Source organism: Micromonospora sp. BQ32 (genome assembly GCF_059358895.1).
Genome location: NZ_JCADBI010000020.1, coordinates 88,731 through 103,324, shown reverse-complemented (window position 1 = coordinate 103,324; position 14,594 = coordinate 88,731). Strand labels below are relative to the sequence as shown.

General features: G+C 70.5%; 12 protein-coding genes. 3 read left to right on the top strand and 9 right to left on the bottom strand.

Annotated features, from left to right (window positions below; all coding sequences use genetic code 11):
- Nucleotides 1-58: 58 nt before the first annotated feature.
- Nucleotides 59-934 carry an alpha/beta fold hydrolase gene (locus tag AC5L30_RS28970; protein WP_494871098.1) on the bottom strand — a complete coding sequence of 292 codons (876 nt, stop codon included), beginning with the start codon at nucleotides 932-934 and terminating at the stop codon, nucleotides 59-61.
- Complete coding sequence (locus AC5L30_RS28965) at nucleotides 931-1,893, bottom strand: TIGR03557 family F420-dependent LLM class oxidoreductase (RefSeq protein ID WP_494871097.1); 963 nt, start codon at nucleotides 1,891-1,893, stop codon at nucleotides 931-933. Before AC5L30_RS28965 ends, AC5L30_RS28970 begins: the two co-directional genes overlap by 4 nt.
- Before the next feature lie 374 nt (nucleotides 1,894-2,267).
- Here AC5L30_RS28965 and AC5L30_RS28960 point away from each other — a divergent pair, with 374 nt between their 5' ends.
- Entirely contained in the window at nucleotides 2,268-3,626 is a 1,359-nt protein-coding gene (locus tag AC5L30_RS28960; protein WP_494871096.1) for a cellulase family glycosylhydrolase, read from the top strand.
- A gap of 55 nt (nucleotides 3,627-3,681) precedes the next feature.
- Here the strand turns inward: AC5L30_RS28960 and AC5L30_RS28955 are convergent, their stop codons facing one another.
- The 7 genes from AC5L30_RS28955 to AC5L30_RS28925 all read right to left on the bottom strand — a co-directional run bounded on the left by AC5L30_RS28955 (nucleotide 3,682) and on the right by AC5L30_RS28925 (nucleotide 11,503).
- Entirely contained in the window at nucleotides 3,682-4,002 is a 321-nt protein-coding gene (locus tag AC5L30_RS28955; protein ID WP_494871095.1) for a DMT family transporter, read from the bottom strand.
- A 378-nt stretch (nucleotides 4,003-4,380) separates the two neighbouring features.
- Nucleotides 4,381-5,643 carry an RNA polymerase sigma factor gene (locus tag AC5L30_RS28950; protein ID WP_494871131.1) on the bottom strand — a complete coding sequence of 421 codons (1,263 nt, stop codon included), beginning with the start codon at nucleotides 5,641-5,643 and terminating at the stop codon, nucleotides 4,381-4,383.
- Nucleotides 5,644-5,647: 4 nt separating this feature from the next.
- The gene (locus AC5L30_RS28945) at nucleotides 5,648-6,040 is read right to left on the bottom strand and encodes a YciI family protein (protein ID WP_494871129.1); all 393 of its coding nucleotides are present in this window, start codon (nucleotides 6,038-6,040) and stop codon (nucleotides 5,648-5,650) included.
- A 113-nt stretch (nucleotides 6,041-6,153) separates the two neighbouring features.
- Nucleotides 6,154-8,289, bottom strand: a complete 2,136-nt coding sequence (locus tag AC5L30_RS28940; protein WP_494871094.1) for an alpha-galactosidase — start codon at nucleotides 8,287-8,289, stop codon at nucleotides 6,154-6,156.
- Nucleotides 8,286-9,200: a carbohydrate ABC transporter permease gene (locus AC5L30_RS28935; protein WP_494871093.1), complete on the bottom strand. Its 915-nt coding sequence runs from the start codon at nucleotides 9,198-9,200 to the stop codon at nucleotides 8,286-8,288. The genes AC5L30_RS28940 and AC5L30_RS28935 overlap by 4 nt, the downstream gene beginning before the upstream one ends.
- The gene (locus AC5L30_RS28930) at nucleotides 9,197-10,153 is read right to left on the bottom strand and encodes a carbohydrate ABC transporter permease (RefSeq protein ID WP_494871091.1); all 957 of its coding nucleotides are present in this window, start codon (nucleotides 10,151-10,153) and stop codon (nucleotides 9,197-9,199) included. Before AC5L30_RS28930 ends, AC5L30_RS28935 begins: the two co-directional genes overlap by 4 nt.
- 21 nt (nucleotides 10,154-10,174) lie before the next feature.
- Complete coding sequence (locus AC5L30_RS28925) at nucleotides 10,175-11,503, bottom strand: ABC transporter substrate-binding protein (protein ID WP_494871089.1); 1,329 nt, start codon at nucleotides 11,501-11,503, stop codon at nucleotides 10,175-10,177.
- A 283-nt stretch (nucleotides 11,504-11,786) separates the two neighbouring features.
- Between AC5L30_RS28925 and AC5L30_RS28920 the strand changes: the two genes are divergently transcribed.
- Together AC5L30_RS28920 and AC5L30_RS28915 are read left to right on the top strand one after the other, a co-directional pair.
- Nucleotides 11,787-13,778 carry a beta-galactosidase gene (locus AC5L30_RS28920; RefSeq protein WP_494871088.1) on the top strand — a complete coding sequence of 664 codons (1,992 nt, stop codon included), beginning with the start codon at nucleotides 11,787-11,789 and terminating at the stop codon, nucleotides 13,776-13,778.
- Nucleotides 13,779-13,815: 37 nt separating this feature from the next.
- Complete coding sequence (locus AC5L30_RS28915) at nucleotides 13,816-14,592, top strand: DeoR/GlpR family DNA-binding transcription regulator (RefSeq protein ID WP_494871086.1); 777 nt, start codon at nucleotides 13,816-13,818, stop codon at nucleotides 14,590-14,592.
- Nucleotides 14,593-14,594: the final 2 nt, after the last annotated feature.

The following is a 14,594-nucleotide window of genomic DNA, read 5'->3' as shown; positions in this document are numbered from 1 at the left end:
AGGCAGCCGAGGCCCCCGCCGAGCGGGCGGATCTCCGTGTTGCCGAAGCGCATGATGTTCACCTGTCCGTGAGTGCGGGTTGAGGGGCGAGCATTTGCCGGATCGCGTCCGCGACCGCCGTCGGGGCGGTCGTGACCACGTTGTGCGCGGCACCGGAAACGACCACCAGGGCCGCCTCCGGCACCAGTCGTGTCGCCTCGTCCCGCCACCGTTGCGGCACGACGGGGTCGCGGTCGCCGGTCACGACGACAGTCGGCGCGCTGACGCGGACGAGGTCCGCCTCGATCGCGTTCCGCACCGAGTGCGACAGCGTGGCGAGGACCCGCCAGGGCCGGGCGTTCCAGACGTCCCGCACCAGGATCGGGGCCTGTAGCGGCGCCTCGCGCAGGCTGTCCACCAGCCAACGACCGAACTGGCCCCGCCGGGACCGGGCCGCCGGGTCGCTTGTCGGCCCGGCCAACACCAACGCGCGTACCGCGTCGGGGTGGGTGGCGGCGACCGCGGCGGCCACCTCCGCGCCGAACGAGTGCCCCAGCAGGCAGACCGGCGGCAGTTGGTACGCGGCCAGCCAGGCGGCCAGATGGTCGGCGTGCCGGCGGACGTCGTACGCGCCCCTGGGGTGTTCGGACAGCCCGAAGCCGGGCAGGTCCGGCACGTACACCTGATGGGTGGTGGAGAGCGCGACGGCCAGCGGGGTGAGATACCGGTGCGAGACCGCCAGGCCGTGTACCAGCACCGCGGGTGGCGCCCCGGTCCCCGGGTCGGCGCTGCGGCGGGTGTGGGTGCGCAGTCCGTCGACGACCCGCCACTCGCTGGTCAGTCCGCCGGCCGGCCGGGGCGCGGCCATGGCGAGCCGCAGCTCGGCCGGCCCGAACCGGCCGACGGCGCTGCGGCGCGGCGACGCTGGCGGCCGAGGTGCCGCGGTTCGGTTCACAGCTCGCGCAACCGGGGCAGCAGCTGCTCCTGCGCCCAGTCCAGGAACATCGGCTGGCTCTCCCCACCGACCTGGATGATCGCCACGTGGGTGAAGCCGGCGTCGACGAACTTGCGGAACGCCTCGACGTGCGCGTCCACGTCCGGGCCGCAGGAGATGCCCTCGGCGACGTCCTCCTCCCGGACGAACTGGGTGGCGGCGGCGAAGGACTCCGGGCCGGGCAGGTCGGCGTTGACCTTCCAACCCATCCCGAACCAGCGGAACTGGTCGTGCACGATCTTGCGGCACTCCGCCTCGTCGGGGCCGTAGCAGATGGCCACCTGGCCGTAGCGGGGCTGGCCGGCGCCCCCGGCGTCGTCGTACATCTCGATGATGTGCCGGTCGGGTTCGGTGGAGATGAGGCCGTTGCCGTACTCGGCGGCCAGCGTGGCGGACTGTCGACCGGACGCGGCGATGGCCATCGGCACCGGCCGTTCCGGGCGGTCCCAGACGTAGGCGTCGGGCACGTCGAAGTGGTTGCCGGAGAAGGTCAGCGTCTCCCCGTTGAGCAACGGCCGGATGATCTGCAACGCCTCCTCGAACATCTCGTGCCGCTGCTGGACGTGCGGCCAGCCGCCGACCACGTGCTCGTTCAGGTTCTCCCCGGCGCCCAGGCCGAGGGTGAAACGGCCGTCCGAGAGCGCCCCGATGGTGCTGGCCTTCTGCGCGACCACGGCCGGGTGGTAGCGGCGGATCGGGCAGGTCACGAAGGACATCAGCTGCGCCCGGGAGGTGGCGTGGGCGACCGCGCCGAGCACCGACCAGGCGTACGGGGAGTGCCCCTGGGAGTCCAGCCAGGGGTAGTAGTGATCGGACATCACCAGTTGGTCGAAGCCAGCCGCCTCGGCCCGTACCGCATGGTCCACCAGCTGCTTGGGCCCGGCCTGCTCGCTCATCAGGGTGTAGCCGACGCTGACCATCCTGGTATCCCCTCTCGCCGACGGATCGTTCCCGGGATACCCCGGTGCACGGCGGTCAACCCTCTCGTCCGGTTCGGCTGCCGCGATGCTTGACGGATCGCGGTCACCTGCCTACCGTCGCTCTTAACCGGTTAAGAGCCGGATGTGGCGCACATCCTGTGGTGGGGATGACCGCCCCGTGACGGCCTGCGTCCGCGTGGGCCGTTGCGGCTGTCTGGGCTGCGGGCCCGCCAACTGAACCGGTTGCGAGGGCCATCCCATCGTCCTACGCTGATGCCTGCGCCGGGAGCCGGGCGCGGCTGCCGGGCTGCAGCCGCCTTCCCCTGTCACATCCCACCCCTGTCGGGCACCGGGGGTCCTCCCTGAGGAAGGCCATGAAGACTCGACTCTCCGCCGCCGGCGCGACCCTGCTCGCGTTACTCGTCACCGTGCTGGCGTTCGGCCAGCCGGCGCACGCCGCGGCCGGCTTCTCCGTCGCTGGCGGCAAGTTGTACGACGCCAACGGCGCCGAATTCATCATGCGCGGCGTCAACCACGCCCATACCTGGTACCCGCAGCAGACCAGCTCGTTCGCCGACGTCAAGGCGCTCGGCGCGAACACCGTGCGGGTGGTGCTCTCCAGCGGCGACCGGTGGACCCGCAACACCAACGCCGACGTCGCCAACGTCATCTCGCTCTGCAAGGCCAACCGGCTGATTTGTGTGCTGGAGGTGCACGACACCACCGGGTACGGCGAGCAGAGCGGCGCGATCACCCTCGCCCGCGCGGTCGACTACTGGCTCAGCCTCGCCGACGTCCTCTCCGGCCAGGAGAGCTACGTCATCGTCAACATCGGCAACGAGCCGTACGGCAACCAGAACTACGCCTCGTGGGCCACCGACAACGCCGATGCGATCAAGCGTCTGCGGGCCGGCGGGTTGACCCACACGATCATGGTGGACGCGCCGAACTGGGGGCAGGACTGGTCGTTCACCATGCGCGACAACGCCGCGTCGGTCTTCGCCGCCGACCCGGCCCGCAACACGGTCTTCTCGGTCCACATGTACGGGGTGTTCGACACCGCCGCGGAGATCAGCGACTACCTGGGCCGTTTCCGCACCGCCGGACTGCCGATCGTGGTCGGTGAGTTCGGCTTCAACCACTCCGACGGGAACCCCGACGAGGACGCCATCCTCGCGTACAGCCAGGCCAACGGTATCGGCTGGTTGGGCTGGTCGTGGAGCGGCAACGGCGGCGGCGTCGAGTATCTCGACCTGGCCACCAACTTCAACCCGGCCAGCCTGACGGACTGGGGTCAGCGCCTCTTCAACGGCGTCAACGGCATCCGGCAGACCGCCCGCGAGGCCAGCGTCTTCGGCGGCACCCCTCCGCCGACCACGCCTCCGCCGACCACTCCACCCCCGACGACGCCCCCGCCCACCACGCCGCCGGCCGGCGGTTGCACGGCGACGTACACGGTGACCAACCAGTGGCAGGGCGGCTTCCAGGGTGAGGTGCGGGTGACCGCCGGTGCGAGGGCGATCACCGGCTGGACCGCCGGGTGGACCTTCGCCAACGGCCAGCGCGTCACCCAGTCCTGGAATGTGGCCCTCACCAGCAGCGCAACCACGGTGACCGCCCGCAACACGGACTACAACGGGCGGCTGGCCGCCGGGGCCAGTGCCAGCTTCGGCTTCCTCGGCAGTTGGACCGGCGCCAACAGCCTGCCGGCGGTGAGCTGCACGGCGAGCTGACCAGAGGACCGGTGGTCGGGCCCGCGTCGGACCCGGCCACCGGAACCTGTCCTGGTCAGTGCTCCCCGGCCAGGTTCACGACGACCACCCCGGCGATGATCAGCACGATGCCGGTGAGCTTGGCGAGCCCCACCGATTCACCCAGGAACACCGCCCCGATCGCCACGATGGCCGCGGTGCCCAGGCCCGACCAGAGGGCGTACGCCACCCCCACCGGGATCTCCTTGACGGCCTGGGCCAGCAGGAGGAAAGCCAAGGCGTAACCGCCGAGGCACGCCACGGTCGGCCAGAGGCGGCTGAACCCGGCGGTGCTCTTGATCAGGCTGGTCGCCAGCACCTCGGCGAGGATGGCGATCCCCAGCAGCACGTACGCCATGCGTCCCCTTGGTCCTTCGTGGTCGATGAACCCGACGCTGCCCAGGCTAGTGCCGGCGATCTCCCCGCCCTGCCGACCCGCCCACCCCCGGTCGACGTCCAACCACCCGTCGCGTGGCGTCCGTGCGGCCCCGGCATCCGTCACAGAACGCCTTTGGAGCTGATGTCACAAACGAATCGGATGTGGCGACGAATCAGCCGGAACGCCGTCGCCGAGGAGGCGCCGAGACTTCGCCAGCGGACTGGCCGTGCGCCCGGCACCCCTCCTGGTGGATGAATCGTTTACGGCATCAGCTCCAAAGGCAGCCCGGCCCGCCCACCCGCCCACCGCTGCGGGCCGCGCCGTCGCCGTTTCCCTCGTGCTGGTTGATGCCGGTCTTCACGGGAGATCGACGGACTGGGCGGCCAGTCGGGCGGCTCGCATGGTCAGGTAGAGCTGTTCGGGGCGGCTGCTCGTGCGGGCGGCGGCGGTCCGGTAGTCGGCGATCGCCTGGGCCTGGTCACCGGCCATCTCGTGCAGGTGGGCGCGGGCGGCGGCCAGCCGGTGGTGCCCGGCCAACTGTGGGTCGTGGGTCAACGCGTCGAGGGCGGCCAGGCCGGCCGCCGGTCCGTGCACCATGGCCGTCGCCACGGCCCGGTTGAGTGCCACCACCGGGCTGCCGGCCATGCGTTCCAGCACCTGGTAGAGCACCAGGATCTGCGGCCAGTCGGTCTGCTCGGTGCTCGGCGCCTCGTCGTGCAGAGCGGCGATGGCGGCCTGCACCTGGTACGGGCCGACCGGCCCGCGCGGCAGGGCCCTCGTGACCAGTGTGATGCCCTCGGCGATCGCCGCCGCGTCCCAGCGACTGCGGTCCTGGTCGGCCAGTGAGATCAGCTCCCCGGAGGGCCCGGTCCGCGCCGGGCCGCGTGCCTCGGTGAGCAGCATCAACGCCAGCAGCCCGGCCGATTCGCTGTCGTTCGGCAGCAGCGTGTGCAGCGCACGGGTCAGCCGGATCGCCTCCGCCGCGAGGTCCACGCGGCGCAGGTCCGGGCCGGTGGTGCTGGTGTGCCCCTCGGTGAAGATCAGGTAGAGCACCTGCCGCACAGCGATCAACCGGTCCGCCCGCTCCGCCGGCTCGGGCATCCGGAACGGCAGCCCTGATGCCCGGATGCGCTGCTTGGCCCGGCTGATCCGCTGCGCCATCGTCGCCTCGGGCACCAGGAACGCGCGGGCGATCTCGGCGGTGCTCAACCCGCCGACAGCGCGCAGGGTCAGCGCCACCGCCGACGTCGGGGCGAGCGCCGGGTGGCAGCAGAGGAAGAGCAGGACCAGCGTGTCGTCCCGCTCGGCGGTCAGCTCCTCGTCCGGGGCTGGCGCGTACCGCTGGTCGTCCGGATCCCGGCGGGCGACCAGGTCCTCCCGGCGGCGTCGGGCCTGCTCACCGCGGACCAGTTCGATCATTCGGCGGTAACCGACCTGGATCAGCCAGCCACGGGGGTTCGCCGGCAGCCCTTCGGCCGGCCACTGGGTGGCGGCGGCCAGCAGCGCCTCCTGCACCGCGTCCTCGGCGGTGGTGAAGTCACCGAAGCGGCGGCTGAGCACGCCGAGGACCTGCGGCGCCAACTCGCGCAGCAGGTCCTCGACGTGGGGACCGGTGTTCAGCCCCTCACAGCTCCTGTGCCGGGGCGGACATCACCGGGTGCACCTCGATCGGCATGTTCAGCGGCCGGCCGCCGGGGCCGGGCGCGGTGGAGATGTGCGCGGCCAGCTCCACGGCCCGCTGCGGGCTCTCGCAGTCGACGATCCAGAAACCGGCCAGGAACTCCTTCGTCTCGGCGAACGGCCCCTCGGTGACCACCGGCGCCCCGCCCTCACCAGCCCGGACGATCCGGGCCTGCTGCGGGCCGCCGAGGCCCTGCCCGTCGACCCACTCGCCGGCGGCGGTGAGCTTGTCGTTGACCTCGCCCATGAACGCGATGTGCGCCCGGACCTCGTCCTGGGTCCAGGTGTCGACGCTCGGGAAGTCGGTCCCAGCGGCGCTGAACTGCATCAACAGCATGTACTTCACGGTTGGCTCCTCACACCTGCGCACCCTCGTCGGTGCTCTCACCCTGAGGTAGAAGCAGGCCCCGCTGTTCTCGACACCCCGGCCGAAGATTCTCCAGAATCTTTTCAGTCGACGGCGTCGACCTCCAGCACCAGGCTCTGCTCCGGGTGCAGGGCGGGCAGCTGCACACCCACCCGGGCCAGCGCCGCCCCGCTGAGGATGACACCACCGGCCAGCCAGGTGGGCGGGGACAGGTCGATGGCCGCCGGGGCCGGTACGCCCGACACCTGTCGCACCCGGTAGCGCCGGCTCGGGTCGAGGCCGGGCAGTCGCACCGCGCCGGGCACCTGCGTCACCGAGGTGGCCAGCCGGGCCACCGCGTACACCGCTCGGGTGTTGTCGTGATCGACCACGCCGTGCGCCCAGACGGCCGGGTCCGGGTGGTCGACCCGGACCACCCGGCCAGCGTGCAGCAGCGGGCGCAGCCGCTTGTGCAGGGCCACCCAGGCGGCCAGCTCGGTCTGCTCGGCAGCGCTGATCGAGGCGATGTCCCACTCGATGCCGTGGTGGCCGAAGAGCGCCGTCGCCGCCCGGAAACCCAGGTCGTGTACGCGGTTGGTGGTGTGCGAACGTTCCGGGCCGACGTGGGTGCCGATCAGCTCCGGTGGCAGCAGCAGCCCGGTCCAGCGCTGGATGCTGAGCCGCTCCAGGGCGTCGTTGCAGTCGCTGGCCCAGACCCGGTCGGTGCGCGCCAGGATGGCCAGGTCCACCCGGGCCCCGCCGGACGAGCAGCTCTCGATCTCCACGCCCGGGTGTCGACCGCGCAACTCGTCGAAGAGCCGGTAGACCGCCAGGGTCTGCCCGTGCACCCCCGGGCGGCCATGGTGGCCGGCCTCGGTGAGGTCCCGGTTCTGGTCCCACTTGAGGTACCGGATCCCGGGGTGGTCGGTGAGTAGCGTGTCGAGGCGTTCCAGCACGTAGTCGTACGCCTCGGGGCGGCCCAGGTCGAGCACCTGCTGGTGACGCCAGGCCGGCGGTAGCCGCCCCGGCACGGCGAGCACCCAGTCGGGGTGCGCGCGGAACAGGTCCGAGTCGGGGTTGACCATCTCCGGTTCGACCCAGAGGCCGAACTGGAGGCCCTGACCGGTCACGTGGTCGATCAGCGGTTGCAGACCGCCCGGCCAGACGCCCTCGTCGACGTACCAGTCGCCGAGCCCGGCGGTGTCGTCGCGCCGGCCGCGGAACCAGCCGTCGTCGAGCACGAACCGCTCCACGCCGATCTGCGCGGCACGGTCGGCGAGCGCCCGCAGCCGGTCCAGGTCGTGGTCGAAGTAGACCGCCTCCCAGACGTTGAGGGTTACCGGGCGGGGGGAGCGCGGGTGCCCGGGACGGGCCCGCAGGTGCGTGTGCAGCACGTCGCTGAGCCCGTCCAACCCGGCGTCGGACCAGACCGCGTAGAGCAAAGGAGTCTCGTACGACTCGCCGGGGCCGAGCCGGACCTCCCCGGGGGCCAGCAGCTCGCCGCCGCCGAGGGTCGACTCGCCGGTGGGGCGACGCTCCGCGAACGTGACGTGGTCGCCGCTCCACGCGGTGTGCACCGCCCAGACCTCGCCGTGGCCGAAGCCGAACCCGGCGGTGCCGGCCACCAGCAGCAGCGTGGCGTCATGCCCGGTACGACCGTGTCGGCCCTCGCGGACCCAGGCGCCGTGCGGCCACGGGTGCCGCTGCGGGGACCGTTCCCGACACCACCGGCCGGTCAGGTCGAGCAGCTCGGTGGCGACCGCCGGCACCGGCAGCACCGGCGTCAACTCCCGCAGCTCGTACGCGCCGTCGCCGTCGTTGCGCAGCCGGTGCCGGACGGTCAGCAGGCCGTACGGGTCGAGCGTGATCTCGATGGTCAGGGTCAGCCCAGCGGCGGGGTCCGCCGCCCGCACGGTCACCCGCGCCGGTCCGTCGGCGGGCTGGTCGACGTCGAGACCGTCCAGCCGGAACGCGGTGGACCAGTTGGCCCCGTCGCGGTGCCCGGCCAGGCCGGGCCGTCCGCTCCAGCCGGCGCTCGCCTCCGGCAGCAGGGACAGCACGGTCGGTTCGTCGAAGCTGCTCGGCACCACCGGCGGTACGGTCGCGTCGACGAGCTGGCGCAGGCCGTCGTCGTCGAGGTCGCCGATGTCGCCGCCCCAGTGCACGACCCGGGGCAGCCCCGGGCCGCGCGCGTCGAGCACCAGGCTGGTCCGCGCGCGGCGCAGGTGCAGGATCGTCATCCCTTTGAGGCTCCCAAGGTCAGGCCCCGAACGAAGTGCCGCTGGAGCATAAAGAAGATCACCAGGGTGGGGATCGCGACGAGCACACTGCCCGCCGAGACCAGGTTGTTGTCGGTGAAGAACTCACCGCGCAGGTTGTTGAGCGAGCTGGTCACCGGGAACTTGTCGCCGGTTCGCATGAGGACGGTGGCCCAGAAGAACTCGTTGTAGATCCAGGTCACCTCCAGCGTCGCCAGCGCGGCCAGGGCCGGCCGGCACAGCGGCATGGTGACCTGCCAGTACTGCCGCCAGATGCTCGCCCCGTCGACCATCGCCGCCTCGTACAGGTCGCGGGGCAGCGCCTTCATGTAGTTGCTGAGCACGAAGACGCAGAAGCCGCACTGGAAGGCCACGTTGATCAGGATCAGGCCCCAGTAGCTGTCGTAGAGCAGCTCCGAGTCGCTCATGAACTCCGGCAGCGGCACCTCGGTGAAGAGCCGGAACAGCGGGATGAGCAGCGCCTGCTGGGGCAGCAGGTTGGCCGCGGTGAAGATCCCCAGCAGGACCAGGTTGAGCTTCCAACTGAACCGGGCGATGACGAACGCCACGCAGGAGGCGAGGAAGAGGGTCAGCAGCACCGCCGGCACGGTGATGTACACCGAGTTGAGGAAGTGCTGCCCGAACTCCGCCGTCCGCCAGGCGGTGACGTAGTTGTCGAAGGTCCAGCCGCCGAAGGAGACGTAGCCGTTCGCGGCGGTGTAGTCGTACGAGCGCAGCGAGGTCAGCACCGCCCAGGCGATCGGGAAGAGCCAGGCCAGCGAGACGACGATGAGGAAGCCGTGCAGCAGCATCCGTAACGGGGTCAGCTTGCGGCGGCGCGGCGGCGCGTCGGGCCCGCCCTCGGTACGCCGGGTGATGGTCGCGGTGCTCATTCCCGGTTCTCCCTCATCACGGTCGCCAGGTAGATGGTGATGAAGACCAGCGAGACGACCAGCATGATCGTTGCCAGCGCCGAGCCGAAACCGATCCGACTCGCCTCACCCACCACGTTCTGGGTGACCAGTGCGGAGATCAGCTCCAGCCCGTTGCGGCCCTTGTTGACCACCCAGACCAGGTCGAACGCGCGCAGCGACTCGATCACGGTCACCACCAGCACGATGATGTTGATCGGCCGCATGACCGGGAACACGACCCGGAAGAACGTCCGGCTCTCCGAGGCGCCGTCGACCGCCGCGGCCTCGCGCAGCGACGGATCGACGCCCTTCAGGCCGGCCAGGTAGAGCAGCATGATGTACCCGACGTGCCGCCACCCGGAGGCGACCATCACCGCCCAGATGTTGACGTTCGAGTCGCCGTACCAGTCGATGCTGCTGCCGAAGACGGCGTTGATCAGGCCCTGGTCCCGGGAGTAGAGCAGTTGCCAGACGAAGCCGATGAGCGCCAGCGAGAGCACCACCGGCAGGTAGAGCGCGGTCTGGTAGAAGCGGCTGCCGCGCAGCTCCTTGTCCAACAGCACGGCCAGGAACATGCCGAACGGGGTGGCGACCACGAAGAGCGCCGCCAGCCAGAGCAGGTTGTGCTGGACCGCCGGCACGAACGGCGGGTAGATGTTCACCACGTCGCTGTAGTTGCGCGCGCCGACGAACTCGATCTCGTTGAGTGGGCCGATGCCGTCCCAGTTGGTGCCGGAGAGCAGCACGGTGGCCGCCGCCGGCAACCAGATGAACCCGGTGACGAGCAGCAGCGGGACGAGCACCATCAGCGTGATGACCACGCGGTCGGTGCGGGACAGGAGCCGTAGCCGCCGGCGACGACCACCCGTGGAGGTGGTCGCGGCCGGCGGCGGCACGGCGCGATCCGCTTGGATCAGGGGCAGGTCGGACACGATGTCCTCCCCCTTCCGCCGTCAGTCAGTGAAGATCGACTTTTTCTGGTTCTCGATGGACGAGGTGAGACCGTCGATGTCCTTGGGGTTCTTGATGAACTGCTGGATCGCCGGGATGATCACCGTGGAGGCGAAGTCCGGCCGGGTGTCCCGGTCGAGGAACTGGGCGATCTCGGTGGCCGAGCCGACCAGTTCGGCGGCCTTCTTCTGTAGTGCGGTGTAGCCGCTGAGGTCCGCGTTGGTGTTGGCGACCAGGGTGGCCGGGTCGTTCTTGACCGTGATGTCGCCGGCCTCCTTGCCACCGAAGTACTCCAGCAGCTTGCGCGCGTTCTCCTCGTTCTTGGGCTTGCGCGCCATCATGTAGCCGTCGATCGGGGCGTCCAGTGCCTTGGCGCCGATGGCCGGGTCGATCTCGGGGAAGGTGAAGAAGTCGAGGTCGCTCTGCTCCTCGTTGCTGAACTGCTGACCGACGAAGAGGCCGAGCAGGTACATGCCGCTCTTCTTCTGCTGCAACGACTGCGCGGCCTCCTGCCAGGTGCGGCCGAGGCTGTCCGGCTGGTGCAGGGGGAGCAGGCCGGCCCAGGTGTCGAAGACCTTCTTGACCTTGTCGGAGGTCCATGCCTCCTTGCCGGCCATCAGGTCGATGTGGAACTGGTAGCCGTTGATGCGCAGGTTGAGGATATCGAAGGTGCCCATCGCCGGCCAGCCGTCCTTGTCGGCGAAGGCGATGGGGATGAGGCCGTCCCTCTTCATCTGCGCGCCGAGCGCGGTGAGCTGGTCCAGGGTGGTGGGCACCTGGTAGCCGTACTGCTGCCACACCGACTTGCGGTAGAAGACCGCCCACGGGTAGTAGGACGCCGGTACGAAGTACTGTTTGCCGTCGTCGCCGGTGGATGCCTTCTTGAAGGCGTCGGAGTAGCCGGAAAGCTTGCCCCACACGTCGCTGATGTCGCTGGCCAGGCCCTTTTGGGCGAAGAAGCGCATCCGGTAGCCGGCGAACCAGGTGAACACGTCGTCCGGCTTGCCCTGTAGGTAATTGTTGATGTTCTCCTGGAACGTGTTGTGGTCGACCGTATTGACCGCGACCTGCACGCCGGACGAGGTCTTGAAGCCGTCGGTGACCTTGACCAGGACGTCCTTCGGCTTCGGGTCGGACTGGTTCGAGCCGAGCGACACGTCCTTGCTGGACCCGCCGGAGCCGGAGTCGTCGCCGCAGCCGGCGAGCAGGCCGGTGCCGAGCAGCGCGCCCGTGCCGGCCGCGCCGGCCAGCAACGACCGTCGGTTGATGCCGGCGACTGAGGGCGGTACGAGCCGAGCCAGGTACTCGGCTTGGGATTGGGGACGGGACATCTGTGCCTCCTGCGGATGAGAAGGAGCTACGCCCAAGGGCCTCAGGGGTGGTGAAGGCAGGTCCAGCGTCGTGATCACACATTGAGATCCACCGAGAATCCACATTGGCGAACACGAACGGCCATTGGGGCCTCAAGCTACCCTGCGGTCGGACGCTGTCAAGAGGGCAGTTCGCCTCTGATAACCCAGTCGTGACGCGGCCGTTACCTGGTAAACGTTGGAAAGAACCTCGATGTTGGAACCTGTTGACTTCGGCGTCCCAACGGGTGCACCCTCAGCTGTCATGCGGCGATGGCAGGGTGACAGCATCTATTTCGGCGGCGACTACAACCCCGAGCAGTGGCCCGAGGAAACCTGGTCCGAGGACGTCGACCTGATGCGCCAAGCCGGGGTCAACCTGGTCTCCGTCGGCATCTTCTCCTGGGCCCTGCTGGAGCCCACCCCGGGGCGGTTCGAGTTCGGCTGGCTGGACCGGGTGCTGGACCTGCTGCACGACGGCGGCATCCAGGTCGACCTGGCCACCGCCACGGCCAGCCCGCCGCCGTGGTTGGCCCGCGCGTACCCGGAGGCGCTGCCCCGCCGGGCGGACGGCGCGATCCTCTGGCCGGGCGGACGACAGGCGTACTGCCCCAGCTCACCGGTCTTCCGCGAGCGCTCGCTGGAGCTGGTACGCGCGGTCGCCGGCCGGTACGCCGAACATCCCGCCGTGGTCATGTGGCACATCTCCAACGAGCTGGGCTGCCACAACGTGCACTGCTACTGCGACGTCAGCGCCGAGGCGTTCCGCGGTTGGCTGCGCGAGCGCTACGGCGACCTGGACCGGCTCAACGACGCCTGGGGCACCGCGTTCTGGAGTCAGCGCTACGGCGACTGGGTCGAGATCAACCCGCCGCGCACGGTGACGGCCTTCGCCAACCCCACGCAGCAGCTGGACTTCCTGCGGTTCTCCTCCGACGAGCAGCGGGCCCAACTGCGCGCGGAGCGCGAGGCTTTGCAGACGCTGGTCCGACAGCCGATCACCACCAACTTCATGATCGGCTTCGGCGTCAAGCACATGGACTACCAGTCCTGGGCGTCCGACGTGGACCTCATCTCCAACGACCACTACCTGACCGCCGCCGACCCGCAGGCGCACCTCGGGCTGGCGCTCGCCGCCGACCACACCCGGGGCGTCGCCGGCGGCGACCCGTGGTTGCTGATGGAGCACTCCACCAGCGCTGTCAACTGGCAGCCGCGCAACGTGGCCAAGCTTCCCGGGCAACTGCGCCGCAACAGCCTCGCGCACGTTGCCCGCGGCGCCGACGGGGTGCTCTTCTTCCAGTGGCGCGCCTCCCGGGCCGGCGCGGAGAAGTTCCACTCCGCGCTGGTGCCGCACGCCGGGCCGGACACCAAGGTGTTCCGCGAGGTCTGCCAGCTCGGCGCGGATCTCAAGGCACTGGCCGAGGTACGCGGCAGCCGGGTGGACGCCGACGTGGCGATCCTGTTCGACTGGGAGGCGTGGTGGGGTGTCGAGTTGGATTCGCACCCCAGCGTCGACATCACCTACGCCGACCGGCTGAACGCCCTGTACGGCTCGCTCTGGCGGGCCGGCGTGACCGCCGACATCGTCCACCCGTCGACCGACCTCACCGATTACCGGCTGGTCCTGGTGCCGACCCTCTACCTGGTCCGGGACGCCGACGTCGCCGCGCTGCACCGGTACGTCGCGGCCGGCGGCACGGCGGCGATCACCTACTTCAGCGGCATCGTGGACGCCAACGACCACATCCGGCTGGGCGGCTACCCGGGCGCGTTCCGGGAGTTGCTCGGCGTCCGGACCGAGGAGTTCTTCCCGCTGCGCGAGGGCGAGCAGGTCCACCTCGACGACGGCAGCACCGCCGACGTGTGGACCGAGTGGGTGCACCCCGACGGCGCCGAGGTGCTCGCGTCGTACACCGACGGGCCCTTGCCGGGCGTGCCGGCGCTGACCCGCCACCGGGTGGGCGACGGCGCCGCCTGGTACGTCGGCACCCGGCTGGACGTGCCGGCCACCGACCGACTGGTGGCCCGGCTGCTCGCCGAGGCCGACGTCCGCCCGGCGGCGTCGGCGCCGCCCGGGGTGGAGGTGGTCCGCCGCCGCGACGGTGACCGGACCTGGCTGTTCGCGATCAACCACACCGACACCGAGGTACGCCTGCCGGCGCACGGCGTCGAGCTGTTGACCGGAGGACAATGCGCCGGTGAGCTGGCACTGCCGGCCGGTGAGGTGGCGGTGGTCCGTGAGGATCGGACCTGATTCTGACGACAGTCACGGCGCGAAGGAGGTTCCCCACATGCTCGCCCAGCAGCGGCAGACCGCCATCCTCGATCTGATCCGCCAACGCGGCGGGGTGCGGGTGAGTCACCTGGTCAGTCGGTTCGGCGTGTCCGACATGACGATCCGGCGCGACCTGGAGGTGTTGGCCGAGCGCGGCCTGGTCGACAAGGTGCACGGCGGCGCGACCCTCGCCGGGCCCGGCTCGGCAGAGGAACCCGGCTTCGCCGCGAAGTCGATCCGCCAACAGGCGGAGAAGCGGGCCATCGCCGAGCGGGCGGCGACGATGGTGGAGCCGGGGATGGCCATCGCGCTCTCCGCCGGCACCACCACCGCCGCGCTGGCCACGCTGCTCTCCGACGTACGCGGGCTGACCGTGGTGACCAACTCGATCCCGGTGGCCGACGCGCTCTATCAGAACCCGCGCGCGGACCAGACCGTCGTGTTGACGGGCGGCATCCGCACCCCGTCGGACGCGTTGACCGGGCCGGTGGCCGAGGCGGCGATCAGCGCGCTCAACGTCGACCTGCTGTTCCTCGGTGTGCACGGCCTCAGCCCACGGACCGGGTTCACCACGCCCAACCTGCTGGAGGCCGGCGTCAACCGCTGCCTCATCGGCGCGGCCCGCCGGCTCGTGGTGCTCGCCGACCACACCAAGTGGGAGACCATCGGTATCGCCACCATCGCCCCGCTGGAGGCCGCCGACGTGCTGATCACCGACGTCGGGCTGCCGGCCGAGGCGCGTACCGCGATCGGCGAACAGGTCGGCGAGCTGGTGGTCGTGGAACCCGACTGACG

Coding starts and splice junctions, on each gene's coding strand:
- AC5L30_RS28935 (WP_494871093.1), bottom strand. CDS start 9,200: ATGAGCACCGCGACCATCACCCGGCGTACCGAGGGCGGGCCCGACGCG.
- AC5L30_RS28920 (WP_494871088.1), top strand. CDS start 11,787: ATGCGGCGATGGCAGGGTGACAGCATCTATTTCGGCGGCGACTACAAC.
- AC5L30_RS28955 (WP_494871095.1), bottom strand. CDS start 4,002: ATGGCGTACGTGCTGCTGGGGATCGCCATCCTCGCCGAGGTGCTGGCG.
- AC5L30_RS28925 (WP_494871089.1), bottom strand. CDS start 11,503: ATGTCCCGTCCCCAATCCCAAGCCGAGTACCTGGCTCGGCTCGTACCG.
- AC5L30_RS28965 (WP_494871097.1), bottom strand. CDS start 1,893: ATGGTCAGCGTCGGCTACACCCTGATGAGCGAGCAGGCCGGGCCCAAG.
- AC5L30_RS28940 (WP_494871094.1), bottom strand. CDS start 8,289: ATGACGATCCTGCACCTGCGCCGCGCGCGGACCAGCCTGGTGCTCGAC.
- AC5L30_RS28915 (WP_494871086.1), top strand. CDS start 13,816: ATGCTCGCCCAGCAGCGGCAGACCGCCATCCTCGATCTGATCCGCCAA.
- AC5L30_RS28945 (WP_494871129.1), bottom strand. CDS start 6,040: ATGCTGTTGATGCAGTTCAGCGCCGCTGGGACCGACTTCCCGAGCGTC.
- AC5L30_RS28960 (WP_494871096.1), top strand. CDS start 2,268: ATGAAGACTCGACTCTCCGCCGCCGGCGCGACCCTGCTCGCGTTACTC.